At 46.3% G+C, this 15493-nt stretch carries 16 protein-coding genes; 12 read left to right on the plus strand and 4 right to left on the minus strand.

What is annotated here, in order from left to right; all coding sequences use genetic code 11:
* The first annotated feature begins 171 nt into the window (after positions 1-171).
* The 8 genes from LRL21_RS35555 to LRL21_RS35590 all read left to right on the plus strand — a co-directional run bounded on the left by LRL21_RS35555 (position 172) and on the right by LRL21_RS35590 (position 7804).
* Complete coding sequence (locus tag LRL21_RS35555) at positions 172-1032, plus strand: MurR/RpiR family transcriptional regulator (RefSeq protein ID WP_240420551.1); 861 nt, start codon at positions 172-174, stop codon at positions 1030-1032.
* Complete coding sequence (locus LRL21_RS35560) at positions 1025-2044, plus strand: serine hydrolase domain-containing protein (RefSeq protein WP_240420552.1); 1020 nt, start codon at positions 1025-1027, stop codon at positions 2042-2044. Before LRL21_RS35555 ends, LRL21_RS35560 begins: the two co-directional genes overlap by 8 nt.
* A gap of 75 nt (positions 2045-2119) precedes the next feature.
* Positions 2120-3415 carry an ABC transporter substrate-binding protein gene (locus LRL21_RS35565; protein ID WP_240420553.1) on the plus strand — a complete coding sequence of 432 codons (1296 nt, stop codon included), beginning with the start codon at positions 2120-2122 and terminating at the stop codon, positions 3413-3415.
* 37 nt (positions 3416-3452) lie between these two features.
* Entirely contained in the window at positions 3453-4406 is a 954-nt protein-coding gene (locus LRL21_RS35570; protein ID WP_240420554.1) for a carbohydrate ABC transporter permease, read from the plus strand.
* Positions 4407-4461: 55 nt separating this feature from the next.
* Positions 4462-5286, plus strand: coding sequence for a carbohydrate ABC transporter permease (locus tag LRL21_RS35575; protein WP_240420555.1), 825 nt, complete (start codon positions 4462-4464; stop codon positions 5284-5286).
* Positions 5273-6286, plus strand: coding sequence for an N-acetylglucosamine kinase (locus LRL21_RS35580; protein WP_240420556.1), 1014 nt, complete (start codon positions 5273-5275; stop codon positions 6284-6286). The genes LRL21_RS35575 and LRL21_RS35580 overlap by 14 nt, the downstream gene beginning before the upstream one ends.
* Entirely contained in the window at positions 6287-7204 is a 918-nt protein-coding gene (murQ, locus tag LRL21_RS35585) for an N-acetylmuramic acid 6-phosphate etherase (protein ID WP_240420557.1), read from the plus strand.
* Between the two features lie 159 nt (positions 7205-7363).
* On the plus strand, positions 7364-7804 hold the full coding sequence (locus LRL21_RS35590; protein WP_240420558.1) for a DUF2935 domain-containing protein: 441 nt from the start codon (positions 7364-7366) through the stop codon (positions 7802-7804).
* A 69-nt stretch (positions 7805-7873) separates the two neighbouring features.
* On the opposite strand, the gene LRL21_RS35595 is transcribed toward LRL21_RS35590, so the two are convergent.
* A complete protein-coding gene (locus tag LRL21_RS35595; protein ID WP_240420559.1) occupies positions 7874-8197 on the minus strand; it encodes a hypothetical protein in 324 nt (107 codons plus the stop codon).
* A 193-nt stretch (positions 8198-8390) separates the two neighbouring features.
* On the opposite strand from LRL21_RS35595, the gene corA reads away from it, so the two are divergent.
* Positions 8391-9320, plus strand: coding sequence for a magnesium/cobalt transporter CorA (gene corA, locus LRL21_RS35600; RefSeq protein WP_240420560.1), 930 nt, complete (start codon positions 8391-8393; stop codon positions 9318-9320).
* A gap of 14 nt (positions 9321-9334) precedes the next feature.
* Here the strand turns inward: corA and LRL21_RS35605 are convergent, their stop codons facing one another.
* Entirely contained in the window at positions 9335-9679 is a 345-nt protein-coding gene (locus LRL21_RS35605; RefSeq protein ID WP_240420561.1) for an SdpI family protein, read from the minus strand.
* 203 nt (positions 9680-9882) lie between these two features.
* Between LRL21_RS35605 and LRL21_RS35610 the strand changes: the two genes are divergently transcribed.
* Complete coding sequence (locus LRL21_RS35610) at positions 9883-10701, plus strand: shikimate 5-dehydrogenase (protein ID WP_240420562.1); 819 nt, start codon at positions 9883-9885, stop codon at positions 10699-10701.
* Between the two features lie 78 nt (positions 10702-10779).
* A complete protein-coding gene (locus LRL21_RS35615; RefSeq protein ID WP_240420563.1) occupies positions 10780-11295 on the plus strand; it encodes an acyl-CoA thioesterase in 516 nt (171 codons plus the stop codon).
* A gap of 129 nt (positions 11296-11424) precedes the next feature.
* Here LRL21_RS35615 and hrpB read toward each other — a convergent pair whose 3' ends face one another.
* Both hrpB and LRL21_RS35625 read right to left on the minus strand, forming a co-directional pair.
* Complete coding sequence (hrpB, locus tag LRL21_RS35620) at positions 11425-13956, minus strand: ATP-dependent helicase HrpB (protein ID WP_240420564.1); 2532 nt, start codon at positions 13954-13956, stop codon at positions 11425-11427.
* Between the two features lie 164 nt (positions 13957-14120).
* Positions 14121-14348 (minus strand): 3-dehydroquinate dehydratase, encoded by a 228-nt coding sequence (locus tag LRL21_RS35625; RefSeq protein ID WP_076236971.1) that lies wholly within the window; start codon positions 14346-14348, stop codon positions 14121-14123.
* 294 nt (positions 14349-14642) lie between these two features.
* Between LRL21_RS35625 and LRL21_RS35630 the strand changes: the two genes are divergently transcribed.
* Positions 14643-15488, plus strand: coding sequence for an amidohydrolase family protein (locus tag LRL21_RS35630; RefSeq protein ID WP_240420565.1), 846 nt, complete (start codon positions 14643-14645; stop codon positions 15486-15488).
* Positions 15489-15493: the final 5 nt, after the last annotated feature.

Raw genomic sequence — 15493 nt, forward strand, 5'->3', positions numbered from 1 at the left:
ATGGGGCTTTGCAGCTTGTTTGCAGCCATACAACATCTTTAAAAATTTGTAAAGAAATAAAATTTCACAAAAAGTCTTTACAAAAAGAAATATTATTTTATAATGAAGTTGTAAGCTAAGTTTACATGTTACTGACTCTTTAACGAATTAAGTGCAAAGGATAGTGATGGCATGGTGAATCAGGGTCTCATAAGTATCCGTGAATCGCTGGATACGCTCAAACCTACTGAACGTAAGGTTGCCCTGTACATTTTGGAGCACCCCGAGATGGTAATGAATGCATCCGTGCAAAAGCTGGCCGAGATGGCTGAAGTCAGCGAAGCGACGATTGTTCGTCTGGCGCGTTCCCTCCATATGAAAGGATTCCAGGAGCTGAAGCTGAGAATTGCTGCTGATCTCGCTAAGTCGTCGAACAGTATGGGGACCTCCTATCAGGAAATCCAGATTGACGGGTCGATTCCGTCCTTGATTCAGTCGATCTCACATAACAACATTTTATCGATTCAGGACACCTTGGCTGTGCTGTCGGTAGAGGATGTGGAGAAAGCGATTGAAAGTCTGGATCGTGCCAAGCGTGTGTATATTTTTGGAGTTGGCGCCTCAGCCGTGATTGCCCAGGATTTCAAGCAAAAGCTTTCGCGGATAAACAGATGGTGTGAAATGGCGTCTGATTTTGACTCTCAGGTCACATTGGCTGCAAATATGAACGAGCACGATGTCGCATTTGGCATATCGTATTCGGGTCAAACGGAATCAATTATCCAATCGTTGGAGATTGCTAAGGAGAGTGGGGCCACGATCATTGCAATGACCAAATTTGGTCATAATCCGGTCTCAGAATTGGCTGATATCTGTTTGTTCACGAGCTCGATGGAGCAAAGCATTCGAAGTGGAGCGATGGCATCCAGAATTGTCCAGCTGAACGTTATCGATATTTTGTACGTCGGGATTGCAAGCCGCTCATATGAAGCGACAATCCAGGCGCTGGAGAATACAAGAAAAGCAGTCAGAGGATCGAAGCGCAATGCATAACATTGAACAACAAATACAAAGCTGGGTAGAGCTTAATCAAATCCCCGGTGCTGTATTGGATATTAGCTTGGGCAGCAAGCTGCACTGGCATAAAGAGTGGGGCTCCTACTCAGATGGACAAAAGATTCGCGAAATCAAGTATAACACGTTGTTTGATGCGGCCTCTCTGACGAAAGTGACCGCGACTTTACCGGCAATCCTGCTCCTTGAGCAGCACAAACAGCTTTCCCTGAATGATCCCGTTCAGAAGTATATACCCGATTTTCGACAAGGGCTAATAACGATCAGGCACTTACTGCAGCATAGCTCAGGTCTTCCAGCCGATCTGCCGCGTGTAGACAGGTATGAGCCGCGAGATGTCGTTAAGGACATTTTGCAGCAAGAGCTGGTTTATGAAACGGGCGCGAAGGTTGTATACAGCGATCTCGGATTTATTCTGTTGGGAAGCGTTATCGAAGAGCTGACTCGTCAGAGGTTATCCGAATTTGTGACGAAACAAATATTCCAGCCACTGGGCATGAAGGAGACGACATTCACACCTGATGAGTCTCTGAAGGAGCGTATCGCGGCTACAGAGGCCGATGGAAATGGCTATATTGTGGGAGAAGTTCACGATGAGAAATGCTTTCAGATGGGGGGCATTTCGGGAAGTGCCGGGATGTTCACCACAGCCGCCGATCTGCTTCAATATGCAAGGAGCTGGCTGACTCCAGAGGAATCCTTGCTCACTCCAGGTCAACGCGAGCTATGTGTAACCAACCCTTTTCAAGGCAGAGGTCTTGGTTGGGAAGTATGGCAAGGGCAACCAGTCATTCCGAGCTGTGGGCAAACATGGCCTTTTGGCAGCTTTGGTCATACTGGCTTTACCGGAACAAGTTTATGGATAGAACCGCATAGCGAGCTAATCGTCGTTTTTATGACGAATGCGATCCATTATGGCAGAAGCAACCCGATCCGGGAGCTGCGTCCACTTGTACATGAAGCTATTTACTCCTCGCTTGTCGGGGATTGAATATAGGTAAACCATCACAGCACAGCGAACGCTCGGATCAATCAGCTTCGCACATTCCAAGGAGGAGTCTACAAGATGAAACGTACGATGAAGCTTTCCGTAATTATGGTGGCCGCTTTGACCTTGGTTATTACAGGCTGTAGCAGCACTGCCAGCCAACCCGGTGCAACACCCGCGCCCAAGCCGGACGCTAAGGTAGACAAAGTTAAGCTGACAATGGGCAGCTGGAGAACAGAAGACAAGGAAGCCTACGAAAAAATCATTAAAGAATTCCAGTCCAAAAATCCGAACATCGAAATTGAGTTCAAGCCTACCAAAAATACAGAATACAATACATTGCTGAACACTTCACTGCAAACGGGCAGCGCCCCAGACATTATTCATTTGCGTCCTTATGCGCCTGGTATTGCACTTGCAGATGGCGGATATCTGGAGCCTCTGGATTCTGTTAAAGGCATGGATGTGTTCTCCAAATCAGCATTATCAGCGGCAACGGGCAAAGACGGCAAGGTATATGGTGTACCGACGGTATTCAGCTCCACACAAATTTTCTATAATAAGAAGCTGTTCAAAAAGTTCAGTATTGAAGAGCCTAAGACATGGGACGATTTGATCAAAGCGGCGGATACACTGAAGCAGAATAAAGTGGCTCCATTTGCATTTGGCTCCAAGGAAGGCTGGATTCTTTCACTTACACACGGCGCACTTGGACCTGCGATTTATGGTGGAACCGATTACGTGAACAAAGTGACAACAGGTCAAACGAATCTGAAGAGCAAGGAATTTACCGATTCCGTGCAAATGATGCAGGACCTGACCAAATATTTCCCTGAAAATTATGTTGGGCTGTCGATGGACGATATGCGGAATCTGTTCGTGACCGAGCAGGCCGGGATGATGGTTATGGGTGACTGGGAAGTAGCGGTCATGAAAAAAATGAATCCGGATCTTGATATGGATTTATTCGCTGTTCCAAGTGCAACTGCTGGTGGGAAAGCTACGGTTACTACGTGGGTGGATGGTTCTTTTGGAGTCAACAAGGAATCCAAAGGCAAGAAAGAAGCACTGAAATTCATTGAATTCATGACCTCCAAAGAATTCGGTACGCTGGTAGCTAACGAATTGAAGAAGCCGAGCACGATTCCAGGTGTTCAATCCAATGATCCGATCGTAACCAAAATTTCTACTTTGGCGAATACGATTTCTACTCCATACATGTTCGTTATCCATTTTAACGGCGGCAACCCGACCTCCAAATCGATCTTCGAGCAGTTATTACAAGGTATGTATCTGGGTAAGGAAACACCGGCTAAGGTTACGGAAGAATTGCAAAAGAGCGTGGACAGCTGGTTCAAACCGGCAGCCAAATAAGTAAACAAATTCAGATTGACAAAGGCGGCGAGGCGTAATGAATGGGATCCATGCACAGGCTCATGAACCAAAGCACAAGCATAAGAAGTTCAACTGGAGTAAAGGGTTCATTCACTTATTCCCGATTCCAGCCCTCGCCGTATATACGTTATTCATCGTATATCCGATTCTCGCAGCGTTCAGTTACAGCTTATTTGACTGGACTGGACTCAAGAAGGGCGCTTTTATAGGAATTGCGAATTTCACAAAGCTATTTACGACAGAACCCTTTAAAGGGCTGTTCTGGAATGCATTCGCACACAATTGGTACTATTTCGCCATGGAAATGATTGTGCAGAATGGGATTGCGTTTGTGCTCGCCTATATCATTTTTACGAAGGTTAAGGGAGCCGAATTGTTCAAAATGGCTTATTTTCTACCCAGACTGCTCTCCGTCATCGTAGTCGGATTTCTGTGGAAGCTGATGCTCAATCCGAATTTCGGAGCGATTAATGTGATGCTTAAGCAAATTGGACTTGGCGAGTGGGCGAAGCCTTGGCTGGGTGATCCGTCTACAGCGCTTACCTCCATCATTCTGGTTAACAGCTGGTTCGGTATCGGTTTCTCGATCTTGATTCTATTGGCAGGGTTGCAGTCCATTTCTCTAGAGGCTATTGAAGCGGCTCGTTTGGACGGCGCCAAAGGCTTCCGACTCATTAAATCGATTATTTTCCCGATGATGTCGCAGTCGATTGTTATTGTAACGATCTTCACGTTTGTTCAGGCTTTTGAGGCGTTTGAGCTCGTGTATGCGATGCAGGGATCTCAAGGTGAGCCGTACCATTCGACAGATTTGCTGGCTGTATTTTTTTACCGGGTTGCGTTTGGAGGTTCAAGCGGAGATGGAGTGGCTATTGGACTTGGCTCTGCACTGGCAGTGACTTTGTTCTTTATTATTGCAGTGTTGTCAGCCCTTTTCATGGCATATGTGAGAAAACGGGATATGGCTTAAGCGGAATGCAGACTATGCTGTGCTCTCATACATTCATGAAAGGTGAGGAGTCTCGATGAAAGAACACAAAGGATTACGTATTGGACACTATGCGATTGCCATATTGTTCACGGTTGTCAGTCTATACCCGATCTTCCTGATGCTGCTGTCTTCGTTCAAGACCAACATTGAAATATTCAAAAATCCGATGGCGTTCCCCAAGCTTTGGACCTTTGATGCGTATCGAAAATTACTGGATCAATTGCCTTATTTCGATTACTTTTGGAACAGTGTATTTGTTAGTGTTACTTCTGTGGCGCTGATTCTCATATCGGGGGCATTGGTCTCGTTTTATATTGCGAGATTTAATTTCAAGTGGAACCCGGCGTTGTTTTTCTTCTTCCTGCTGGGGATGATGATTCCGGTCAAGCTGGGTATTGTTCCCTTGTTTATCCTGATGAAAACTCTTGGTTTAATGAATACAAGCTTTTCCCTGATTTTCGTATATACGGCGATTGGCATTCCGATGTCCGTTCTGATTCTGGTCGGATTTTTCCGAACCTTGCCTAAGGAGCTGGAGGAATCCGGTAAAATTGACGGCTGCTCAGATTTGGGGATTCTGGTAAAAATCATTGCCCCTTTGATGCGTCCTGCGCTCGGTACGGTTATGATTATGAATTTTATTACGGTATGGAATGATTTTTTCTTTCCGTTAATATTTATCCAGGATGAAGTCAAAAAGACAATTCCGGTCGGTATGCTTACCCTGTTCAGTGAATATTCGACGGATTGGAGTGTACTGTTCGCCGGTTTGACCTTATCTTCGCTTCCGATGATCATCTTGTTCTCAGTCGCTTCCAAACAATTTATGGAAGGGATGACTGCCGGTGCCGTCAAGTAAAGATATCAGGTTTATAGGAATTGACGGTGGCGGTACAAAAACAGCCTGTATGATCGGTGATGGCTTGGGTAATGTGCTGGCTGTTTGTTATGGGGCATCCAGTAGTATCAAGTCCAACTCCAGGGAGGTTGTACAGGAAGTATTGCTGTCCTTGATTCAACAAGCTTTGGCGTTGTCCAACAGCACCGAGTCGCAGCTTGAGGGAGTTTTCCTCGGCTTGGCAGGTGCAGACCGTCCAGAGGATAAGGTGCAAATTCTTTCTCTATTAGAAGGAAAGCTGCCGGCTTCGGTTGTCATTACGCTGCATAATGATGCGATTACTGCCTTATCTGCCGGAACATGGGGAGAAGCGGGGATTGTGCTGATCTCGGGAACGGGATCGATAGCGTATGGCTTTGTGCCTGAGGCCTCCATTAGTGTTCGTGTCGGGGGCTGGGGATATATGTTAGGCGATGAGGGCAGCGGCTTCAGTATGAGCCAGCACGCGTTGATTGCTGTAATGAAGCAGCATGATGGCCGAGGTGCCCACACGAAGCTGACATCCTATATATTGGACCAATTGTCTCTAACCGATCCCAATCAGATCGTCACCTATGTGTATGGACAGTCGAATATACGAACCGCTATCGCTGTGCTCTCCAAGGTCGTGCTTCAAGCGGCTAAGGAAGATGATGAAGTGGCTCTCGGGATCGTCGATCAAGCGGTCAAGGAATTAGCCCAGATCGCGATAACCGCCAAAGCACGACTGCAGCAATTACAACCGAACCAGGATATGTCGGAGCTGCCGCTGTTACTCAGTGGAGGGCTATTCTCGGACAGCTGGTTTCAAAGCTGCTTTGAGTCTCAGCAAGACATCATGAACAGCAAGCTGAAGGTAAGTAAGCTCGAGGTACCGCCTGTGACAGGCTGTTATGTGCTTGCACTCAAGCAGGCCGGTATTGCAATTACAGATGCATTGAAAACACAAATTCGTGCATGGGAGACAAGGAGGGAAACATAGTTGAAACACATCGAAAGTCAACCCATTACGGAACAAAGAAATGAGAAAACGAGTCAATTGGATGAAATGAATGTGCAGGAGATTATTCAAATCATGAATGCTGAGGATCAGACAGTTGCACTTTCCGTACAGCATGCGCTACCGCAAATCGGCAAGGCGATTGAAGCCATTGTTGAGGTGATGAGCAAAGGCGGCAGACTGTTTTATATAGGAGCAGGAACGAGCGGACGTCTCGGCATCCTGGATGCATCGGAATGTCCACCAACATTTGGTGTTAACCGTGAGTTGGTTACCGGGATCATCGCTGGCGGGGAAGCCGCGATTATGACAGCTATCGAAAATGCCGAGGACGATGCCGAAGCGGGTGCGAGAGAAATCGAAGCCCGTCTGACAGCAAATGATGCATTGGTAGGCATAGCGGCGAGCGGTAACACACCCTATGTAATCGGGGCGATTAATCGCGCTCGGGCGATGGGGGCAGTAACGGCTAGTGTATCCTGTAACGACAATGCAAGACTTAGTGCAGCGGCAGAATATGCGATTGAGGTTCCGGTTGGCCCTGAGGTTGTGACCGGATCGACACGGCTTAAAGCAGGTACTGCAACGAAGCTGGTGCTCAATATGATCACGACCACCGTAATGATCAAGCTTGGCAAGGTTTACGGTAATTTGATGGTGAATGTGCAGGCTACGAATGAAAAGCTGCGCGATCGGGTTATCCGGATTGTCGGTGAAGCGACCGGAGTTGATCATGATAAGGCTGCTTCATACACCCAACAGGCAGATGGAGATGCTCGTGTAGCTATTTTGATGATTAAGTTTGTTATAGATTCAAATAGGGCTCGAGCGGTTTTGGAGCAGTGCCGTGGTCATTTTGGCGACGCGGTACGTATACTTGAACAAGAAAGCTTGGCTTAACAGCATCTATACGATATACACAATGAGGGGTACCGGATTCGGTATCCTTTTTTGTCTCCAACACAGCCTGTATTGGAGAGCAAACAAGACAGACATATATCGTCTTTCATCAGAATAGATTACTTCTATGAACGGATGAAAAGACGGAGGTATCTGCAAATGCAATTTGATTACGGAGATAAAATGCCGCTGCGAATTCTCGATGAGGGAGAATTCTGGAAGCTGCAGGAAACTGAACATACGGATGTGATTCGTGCGTTAGTACCTGATTTGGAGCAGCCATTTGTAGAGGCCCTACAAGCATGGGAACAAGCATTGGCACGAACACAAGCGATGTTTGTACGATATATTGAGTGGGTTGGGCGTATGGAGCACCAGGTGAGCAATGAGGTTTACAAGCAAATTATGGAGCTGGTTTTGTTTGCAAGAAGGCAAAGTGAGCAATTTATACAATTATTAAACCAACTGGGTACCGAAAGCGCAGCGATGAAAAACAATCCGACCGCGATAACTGTGCTGAACCACATACGTCGCGAATCCGAATATTTTATTGGTATCGCCCAAGCGGTGCTATCTGAGGTTGTAGTACCAACTCCATAAATGATAGATGAAGAGCCTGCGGTACTGAGGCTCTTTTTTACTCTTACAGGACCATAAGCGTCATCATTTTTACTTAATTTCTGTTATTATTAAAACCCCTGTTCCCTTGTTGATACGATTTCCCTCGAGCCAATCCACCTCTACGGATATCGGTGTGTCGATCGGCAAATTTAAATCGGATAACGTTAACTTTTCGTTTGGATCCAGTTTGGAAACCACAGTTTTTGAATCCGGTTTTACAATTGTACCTGAAAGCTTTTCCTTTGTATCCACTCTATAATACACAGTCACACTTTGAACCGAAATGTCTCCCGAATTTTGGAATTCAAGATCATAATTCTGTTGTCCTGGGGCAAAGCTTTTCGGTATCAAAGCTAATTTCCAATGCTCCAAACCGTTCTGTTTTGTTAATTCGGTATGAACTGAACGAATCTTGGAAGCCGCATCGTAAGTAGGAAGCTATGGATTTATTTTCAACATCCCTTATAATGGGCTTGTTTCATGCGAGCTAGCTAATCACAAATGGAGTGATATAATTTAATCAGAGCAATCTACCCAAGAAATAAAAGGCTGACGGAGGATATTTATGCTGATTTATAATACATTGACAAATCGAACAACTACAGAAAAAGTAAGAAAACCAGCGGACCATGAAATGGTCTGGATTCGCCTGTGCAACCCGGAGTCATCCGAAACCAAGCATGTATTATCCGACTTACTGGAGAGTCATCACCTTTTGGTAGAGGACTGTATCCAGCTGCATGGACGCCCCAAAATGGATAGATACAAAAACAATATTTTCATTTCATTTTTTGCTATCAATGGGCAGTATGATCCTATGGAAATTGCCTTGGTAATCGGAAAAAACTATGTCGTATCCGTCTATAAGGATGATATTCCATTACTTGACAGCTTATATGAGGAATTTAAAGAAATCGAGGGAAGAATGACGTTCCCTGCTCAGATTCTGTATCATATTATGGACAGGTGTGTGGATGAATACGTTCAAGTTATAGATCATATTGAAGATAAGGTGGAAACATGGGAAGAGGCGATTCATGATGATCCCTACGCCCCGATATCCCGTGAAATTTTCCAATTAAAACGCATCACACATAACCTTCGCCGGGTTTTCGTTGAAGAAAGAACCGTGATAGGAACGATCAGCCATCAAAGCTTTCCGTATTCCCATCCCGATGCCGATGTTTATTTTGCTGATATTTTCGATCATATCTCACGGGTTGTGGATTCCATCGATATGTACCGTGAATCGCTGACGGGCTTGCTGGAAATGCAGGTGAGTATGAAATCCGATCGTATGAACGAAACGATGAAAACATTAACCGTCATCAGCACCATATTTCTTCCGTTAACTTTTGTCGCCGGCGTGTATGGTATGAATTTTAAAGATATTCCGGAATTAGATTGGAGCTTCGGATATCTCTATGTGTGGATTCTAATGGCCGCGATTATGGTGGGAATGCTGTTTTATTTCAAAAGTAAAAAATGGATGTAGCCCTTGCGATTTGTTTATTTGTCTAATTGCTTCAATCTACGCTCTACCTGGATAAACATCATAATAATTAGCAAAAGCATCATACCCATAATTGAAAATATGGCAGCTACCTGATATTTGACCCCAAGACCCATGCCAACCAAGCAGCCAGCCACAATCATCACATAACCGTTATTTATCATAATTTTAGAGCTATATTGATTCGCTTCGTTCCATAGGTCCAAATTTTTCATTGAGCGAGAGGTCCGATATCCATAAATGGCATTAATGTTCTTAGGAGGTTTACGCTTTAATAATTGCCCGGACAGGATGAAGATGACGCCGATTAACAGAGCAAAACCAATACTTACAAATATCATGTTTAGCGACTCCTTTGATGAACAACTGCTAGACTCTTAAGTTGTCTGATAACTGGCTTTCATTCAACTGATCTACCATTATTGTAACAAATTATCAGTTCGAAAAACATAGACTATCAGGTGCGACCTTAGATGAAGCGAGCTTGTAATCTATGAAGAGGCTGAATACAATAGGAAGAAGGAATAAACGGAGGTAATTCATTATGAACGCATCGATTAATAAAGATACTCAACTATGCATGTCTCTAGCAGGAAGGCCGGGTAACTTTGGCACCCGTTTTCACAATTTTTTGTACAACGAGTTGAATCTCAATTTCATTTACAAAGCATTTACCACGAATGATTTGCAAGCGACTATCGGTGGCATTCGATCTATGGGAATACGTGGTTGCGCTATCTCCATGCCTTACAAAGAAGCCTGTATCCCGCTTATTGATGAGATGGATGAATCTGCGACTGCTATTCAATCTGTTAACACTATTGTGAATGATCAGGGGCGATTGAAAGCCTATAATACTGATTATATAGCAGTTTCGCAATTGCTGAACCAGCATAACGTGCGGCGGGATAGTGTATTTGCTCTACGTGGAAGCGGCGGTATGGCGAAAGCTGTCTTGTGTGCGCTGCGCGACGCGGGCTTTGAGTCAGGCTATGTCATGGCCAGGAATGAAGAGACTGGTCGTGCATTGGCACAAGCTTATGGATATGAGTGGACGGCTGATCTGGGAAGGATTCGTCCGGATTTGTTGGTGAATGTGACACCTGTTGGGATGGCTGGTGGTTTAGAGGCGGACGATTTGTCATTTGAACCCGATTTTATCGATAAGGCTGAGACCGTATTTGATGTGGTTGCGCTCCCTGCTGAAACTCCGCTGATCCGTCATGCAAGGCTAAAGAGTAAGAAAGTGATTACTGGGGCAGAGGTTTTTGCTATACAGGCATTGGAGCAATTCATTCTGTATACAGGTGTACGCCCAACCGAAGAGCAGTTCAAAAGAGCGGCAGCATATGCCCGTGGCTGACAACAGCGTTATAGTCAGGTATAAACGGATATGATATGTTAGGGTAGATAAAGTTCAGAAGAAAAAGGAGTCAATTATATGGAGCAGCAGCGATTTGTCAAGGAGTCACGTTCGTACAAAACAGCACGGGTATTTCCGGTTGATGTCAACAACAACAACACCTTGTTTGGTGGAAAATTAATGGCGTATATCGACGATATCGCCTCAATTGCAGCGTCAAAGCATTCACGATGCTCGGTTGTGACGGCTTCAACGGATTCGGTAGACTTCTTGCTGCCGATTAACCCAAGTGATGCCGTTTCCTTGGAGTCTTTCGTTACCTGGACGGGAACAAGCTCGATGGAGGTTTTTGTGAAAGTAGTAACCGAGGACTTGAAGACGGGAGAGCGGAATATCGCAGCGACTTCGTTTTTAACCTTTGTTGCTTTTGATGAAAATAGAAAAACGGCCAAGGTTCCATCCGTTATTCCGGAGACTGAGGAAGAGAAGCAACTGCACGAGACGGCCTTCAAACGCGCGGAGATGAGAAAAGCTCGCAGGGAAGAAAGTAAAAAGTTTGCCGATTACCTGATCACCAAGTTCCCTTGGGAGTAAAAATACATAATAAGAATCGTTTCTATTGTATAAAAATTCCAAAGGATAAAACAAGACCAGATTGGCTATGCCAGTCTGGTCTTGTTTGGCCATCAACGGTCATTTAACTTATTGAATTCATTATATTCACTATTGTAAATTTTGCGGCCGTACCCGACTGGTGGGCATCGCAACGAGCGGATCATCGGGCCAGTAATGCTTCGGATAACGACCCTTAAGATCTTTTTTGACCTCGAAATACGTATGACGCCAAAAGCTTGCCAAATCGCTCGTTACCTGAACAGGGCGTTGGGCAGGCGATAACAGCTGAAGCCGTATAGGGACTCGGCCCCTTCCAATTCGCGGAGTTTGCTCCAATCCGAAGAGTTCCTGCAGCCGAACGGATAAGGTAGGGATATCGGGGTCGCTGTAATCAACGGAAATCCGTGAACCGCTTGGGACGGTGATATGCGTTGGGGCTGATTCGTCCAATGCGCGGCGCTGTTCCCATGAGAGCATGGACTCCAGGATGGTGCACATATTCAGGCGCTGAAGGTCGCTGCGATTCTTGAGCCCATGCAGATGCGGAGCCAGCCAATCGTGAATAGTAACGATAAGTGCAGGGTCCGCCACGTCAGGCCAATTGGCATCATAATGATTCATAAACTGGAGACGCTCACGTAATTGAAGGGATGCTTTTGTCCAAGGCAGCAGGGTCAAGCCTTCAACGATAATTCCGTTGACCAAAGCATGGAAAATCTCGTCCTGATCAGGTGAGGGGTTCGGTACATCCTTCATAAGAATAGCCCCTATGCGTATATAATGACGGGAACGCACAGCTTGTACAACTGGATCCCATGCGGTGATCGTCTCCCGTTCAATACTGCCGCTAACATGCTGCTCCAGCTCTTCCCATTCAACGGGAGCAGCCAAATAAATCCGGCTGTCGGTGCCTTGATCATCAAGCTCCACAGTTACTATATAAGGCGAGTTGGCTAGCGGCTGCATATGAATAAACTGTGCTCCGCGTCCGCTGCTCAACAGAAAGCCTCCCTGTGATCTACGCTGCCCGATTCGGTCGGGAAACGCGAAGGCTAGCAGCAGACCACAGTGCTGCACATCCTCTGGTTGGCTTGCAACCTGAATATGCAGCTCCCTTTTCCATTGGCCAGCTTCCATCCATATACGTCTGCAAGCGGCAGCATCTACTGTAAAGCCCTCATAAAATAAGGGTCCAGACGAATAATCCTTTGACTTCATGGTCCTTCGAAGTGCCTCTACGCGCAATCGTAGATCTGCATTCGGAGCTGCAGCATCACCCTTTAAGAAGTCCCTCTCGTTGAGCAGGGCAGCTAGCTCGCAAGCCAGCTCTCCATATCCAAGCGGAATTGCCTTAAGCACCATATGTGCCAAGCGTGGATGAAGTCCAAGTCCTGCCATACGGCGCCCCTCGGTTGTAATTGATCCGTCCTTGTTCAATGCTCCTAATTGGACAAGCAGCGAACGCGCCTGAACAAATGCAGCCTGAGGCGGGGAGTCAAGCCACTCCAGCTCAGCAGGCTCGATTACACCCCAAGCTGCCAGCTCCAGAGCCAGGGGAGCCAGATCAGCCTCGGCTATTTCCGGCTTGCTTAGTGGTTGGAGCTGACGATGTTCGGCTTCCGTCCAAAGGCGGTAGCAGGTACCCGGACCGAGGCGGCCCGCCCGCCCCCTGCGCTGGTCCGCCGATGCCAGAGATACCGGAACGGTTTCCAGACGGGTCATCCCGGTGCGCGGTGAGAAGCGGGGGACACGGCTCAGGCCGCTATCAATGACAATCCCGATTCCATCAACAGTAAGGCTCGACTCAGCAATGGATGTGGTAAGCACAATTTTACGTTCATTCGCTTGACCTCGGGTGATAGCTCGATCCTGATTTTCTTGGGGCAAGGAACCGTGCAGCGGGGTGATCTGAACCAGAGGACCGAGCTGCAGCTCGCGCAATCTCGCTTCAATTCGTCTGATTTCACCGGTTCCTGGCACAAACACAAGCATATTGCCATGCTCATGCTGCTCCAAGGCATGGACTATTGCGCGCACAACCGTCTGCTCAATGCGTCCCTCAGGTTTTCGGTCCAAATAATGGGTAGCTACTTCAAAGCTTCGCCCTTCGCTAATCAGGATTGGCGCATTGTTCATCAGCCCGGCAACGGCTTGGGCGTCCAGTGTTGCCGACATCACGATGATACGCAAATCGTCACGAAGTAAAGCCTGTGCCTGCAAACACAGGGCAAGTCCAAGATCTGCGTGAAGGCTGCGTTCGTGAAATTCGTCGAAGATGACAGCACCTACACCCTCCAGACTGGGGTCCTGCTGAAGCATTCGGGTAAGGACACCTTCCGTAATGACTTCGATTCGTGTGGAGGGACCTACGCGAGTATCCATTCGAACTCGATATCCAACGGTCTCCCCGACCTGCTGACCAAGTGAAACGGCCATGTAGCGGGCAGCAGTACGGGCGGCGATGCGGCGCGGCTCGAGCATCAGGATTCGCTGCTTTGCGAATAGGGGCTCGTCCAGTAAAACCAGCGGGACACGTGTTGTTTTGCCTGCTCCGGGCGGGGCTACCAGCACGATGGCCGAGTGGACATGTAAAGTTTCTTTTAATTGAGGAAGAACCGTATCTATGGGCAAAATGGTCATGCTATCACTCCAGCTGTTCTTATGTATGCAAGAATTATAACAGAATCAGAAAGAATTAACCTGCGTTAGGAATTATGTGCTTAATAGACAACAAAGAAGCCGCAGCAGCAGCTTCTTAATTTGTAATATGTATGGTTGGATAACAGAGAAGGCTTTACCGTAGTTTAATAGAGCGATAAAGCCAAAGAGTCAGTTTCGTTGTAAGAATGAAGAATCGCTTCGCATCCGACAATTTCGATGCTAATTAAGGAGTCGAGACATTTTTTAATTGCTCTTTTTCCCTTTACTACTTTGGATTCAAGAGCAGAAACAAGAAGATTCAGTTTCTTTTTGTTCTTTTCATCGGAGTAAACAGGCACCTTTTTATTCTGTACTGTTATGAACAATTTCATTACGCTCACCCGCCTAATAATTGGATATAATACATAGTATATATGAACATCATTAAAATAACCTTAAAATCATTGTACAATTTTGCGATATTTTCATTAATTTTGTTCACCAAGATGTTTCGATACGATTAATTACCCAGCTTCTAGCTTTTGAAACAGCAAAATATCAATTATTTTGTAAAAAGTATGGAATGCCTGAAGTCATTGTAAAAACAATTGATTCTATTGTAATATGATTTCTATAAGACTGACAAAGCTTTGCAAAAAGAGTAGTAATTAGGGAGGCCGCACAGGTTGAGAATAGATGCGCATCAGCATTATTGGCAATTGGCACGTGGAGATTATGATTGGACCAAAGCAGACGGAGAGACATTGTATCGGGATTTTTTTCCGGCCGATCTGTCTGAGCATTTGGCACGCACTCAGATTGACAAGACGATTGTCGTACAGGCAGCTCCGACACTGAAGGATACGGAATTTATGCTTGAGCTGGCGCAGCACGACGACTCCATTGCGGGTGTTGTTGGTTGGCTGGATCTGGAGCACACGGATTTCCGGGAGCATTATGAGTCCTTGCGGCAGCAATCCAAATTGGTTGGGATTCGGATCATGATTCAAATTATGGAGGACGCTGAAGAGGTTTTGCGGCCGGCAAGTTTACAGGCGCTGAAGTTTTTGGAGGCCGAGAATTTTCCGGTCGATCTGCTGATGCGTTCACACCAGCTGCCTACTGTGCTGAAATTACTACAGGAGGTACCTGATCTTCGCGGGGTTATTGACCATATCGCCAAGCCTGTTATTGCACAGGGACAATGGGAGCCTTGGGCCTCACAGCTGCTGGAAATTGCCACATATCCGTCGATAACCTGCAAGCTGTCGGGGATGGTAACAGAAGCTGAGCATCAGGCTTGGACGACTGAGCAGATAACTCCTTATATTCAACATATTGTAAAAGCTTTTGGTACAGAGCGTGTAATGTTTGGCAGTGATTGGCCTGTCTGCCTGCTGGCGGCAAGCTATGAACGAGTTGTGGAGCTGTTGGACGAAGCCTTGCCCGAAGGGATAACAGAGTCGGAAAAAACGGCGATATTCGGCCATAACGCCCTGCGTTTTTACAAGCTGGAGCATTTGCTTCGTTAGGTTAT

This window comes from Paenibacillus periandrae (assembly GCF_022458865.1).
In the GTDB taxonomy this organism is placed as follows: domain Bacteria; phylum Bacillota; class Bacilli; order Paenibacillales; family NBRC-103111; genus Paenibacillus_S; species Paenibacillus_S periandrae.

Excerpts from the sequence above, each read along its gene's own strand:
- LRL21_RS35590 (WP_240420558.1), top strand. The coding sequence starts at position 7,364 with ATGCAATTTGATTACGGAGATAAAATGCCGCTGCGAATTCTCGATGAG.
- LRL21_RS35555 (WP_240420551.1), top strand. The coding sequence starts at position 172 with ATGGTGAATCAGGGTCTCATAAGTATCCGTGAATCGCTGGATACGCTC.
- LRL21_RS35575 (WP_240420555.1), top strand. The coding sequence starts at position 4,462 with ATGAAAGAACACAAAGGATTACGTATTGGACACTATGCGATTGCCATA.
- corA (WP_240420560.1), top strand. The coding sequence starts at position 8,391 with ATGCTGATTTATAATACATTGACAAATCGAACAACTACAGAAAAAGTA.
- LRL21_RS35570 (WP_240420554.1), top strand. The coding sequence starts at position 3,453 with ATGAATGGGATCCATGCACAGGCTCATGAACCAAAGCACAAGCATAAG.
- hrpB (WP_240420564.1), bottom strand. The coding sequence starts at position 13,956 with ATGACCATTTTGCCCATAGATACGGTTCTTCCTCAATTAAAAGAAACT.
- LRL21_RS35615 (WP_240420563.1), top strand. The coding sequence starts at position 10,780 with ATGGAGCAGCAGCGATTTGTCAAGGAGTCACGTTCGTACAAAACAGCA.
- LRL21_RS35560 (WP_240420552.1), top strand. The coding sequence starts at position 1,025 with ATGCATAACATTGAACAACAAATACAAAGCTGGGTAGAGCTTAATCAA.
- LRL21_RS35625 (WP_076236971.1), bottom strand. The coding sequence starts at position 14,348 with ATGAAATTGTTCATAACAGTACAGAATAAAAAGGTGCCTGTTTACTCC.
- LRL21_RS35565 (WP_240420553.1), top strand. The coding sequence starts at position 2,120 with ATGAAACGTACGATGAAGCTTTCCGTAATTATGGTGGCCGCTTTGACC.
- LRL21_RS35605 (WP_240420561.1), bottom strand. The coding sequence starts at position 9,679 with ATGATATTTGTAAGTATTGGTTTTGCTCTGTTAATCGGCGTCATCTTC.
- LRL21_RS35610 (WP_240420562.1), top strand. The coding sequence starts at position 9,883 with ATGAACGCATCGATTAATAAAGATACTCAACTATGCATGTCTCTAGCA.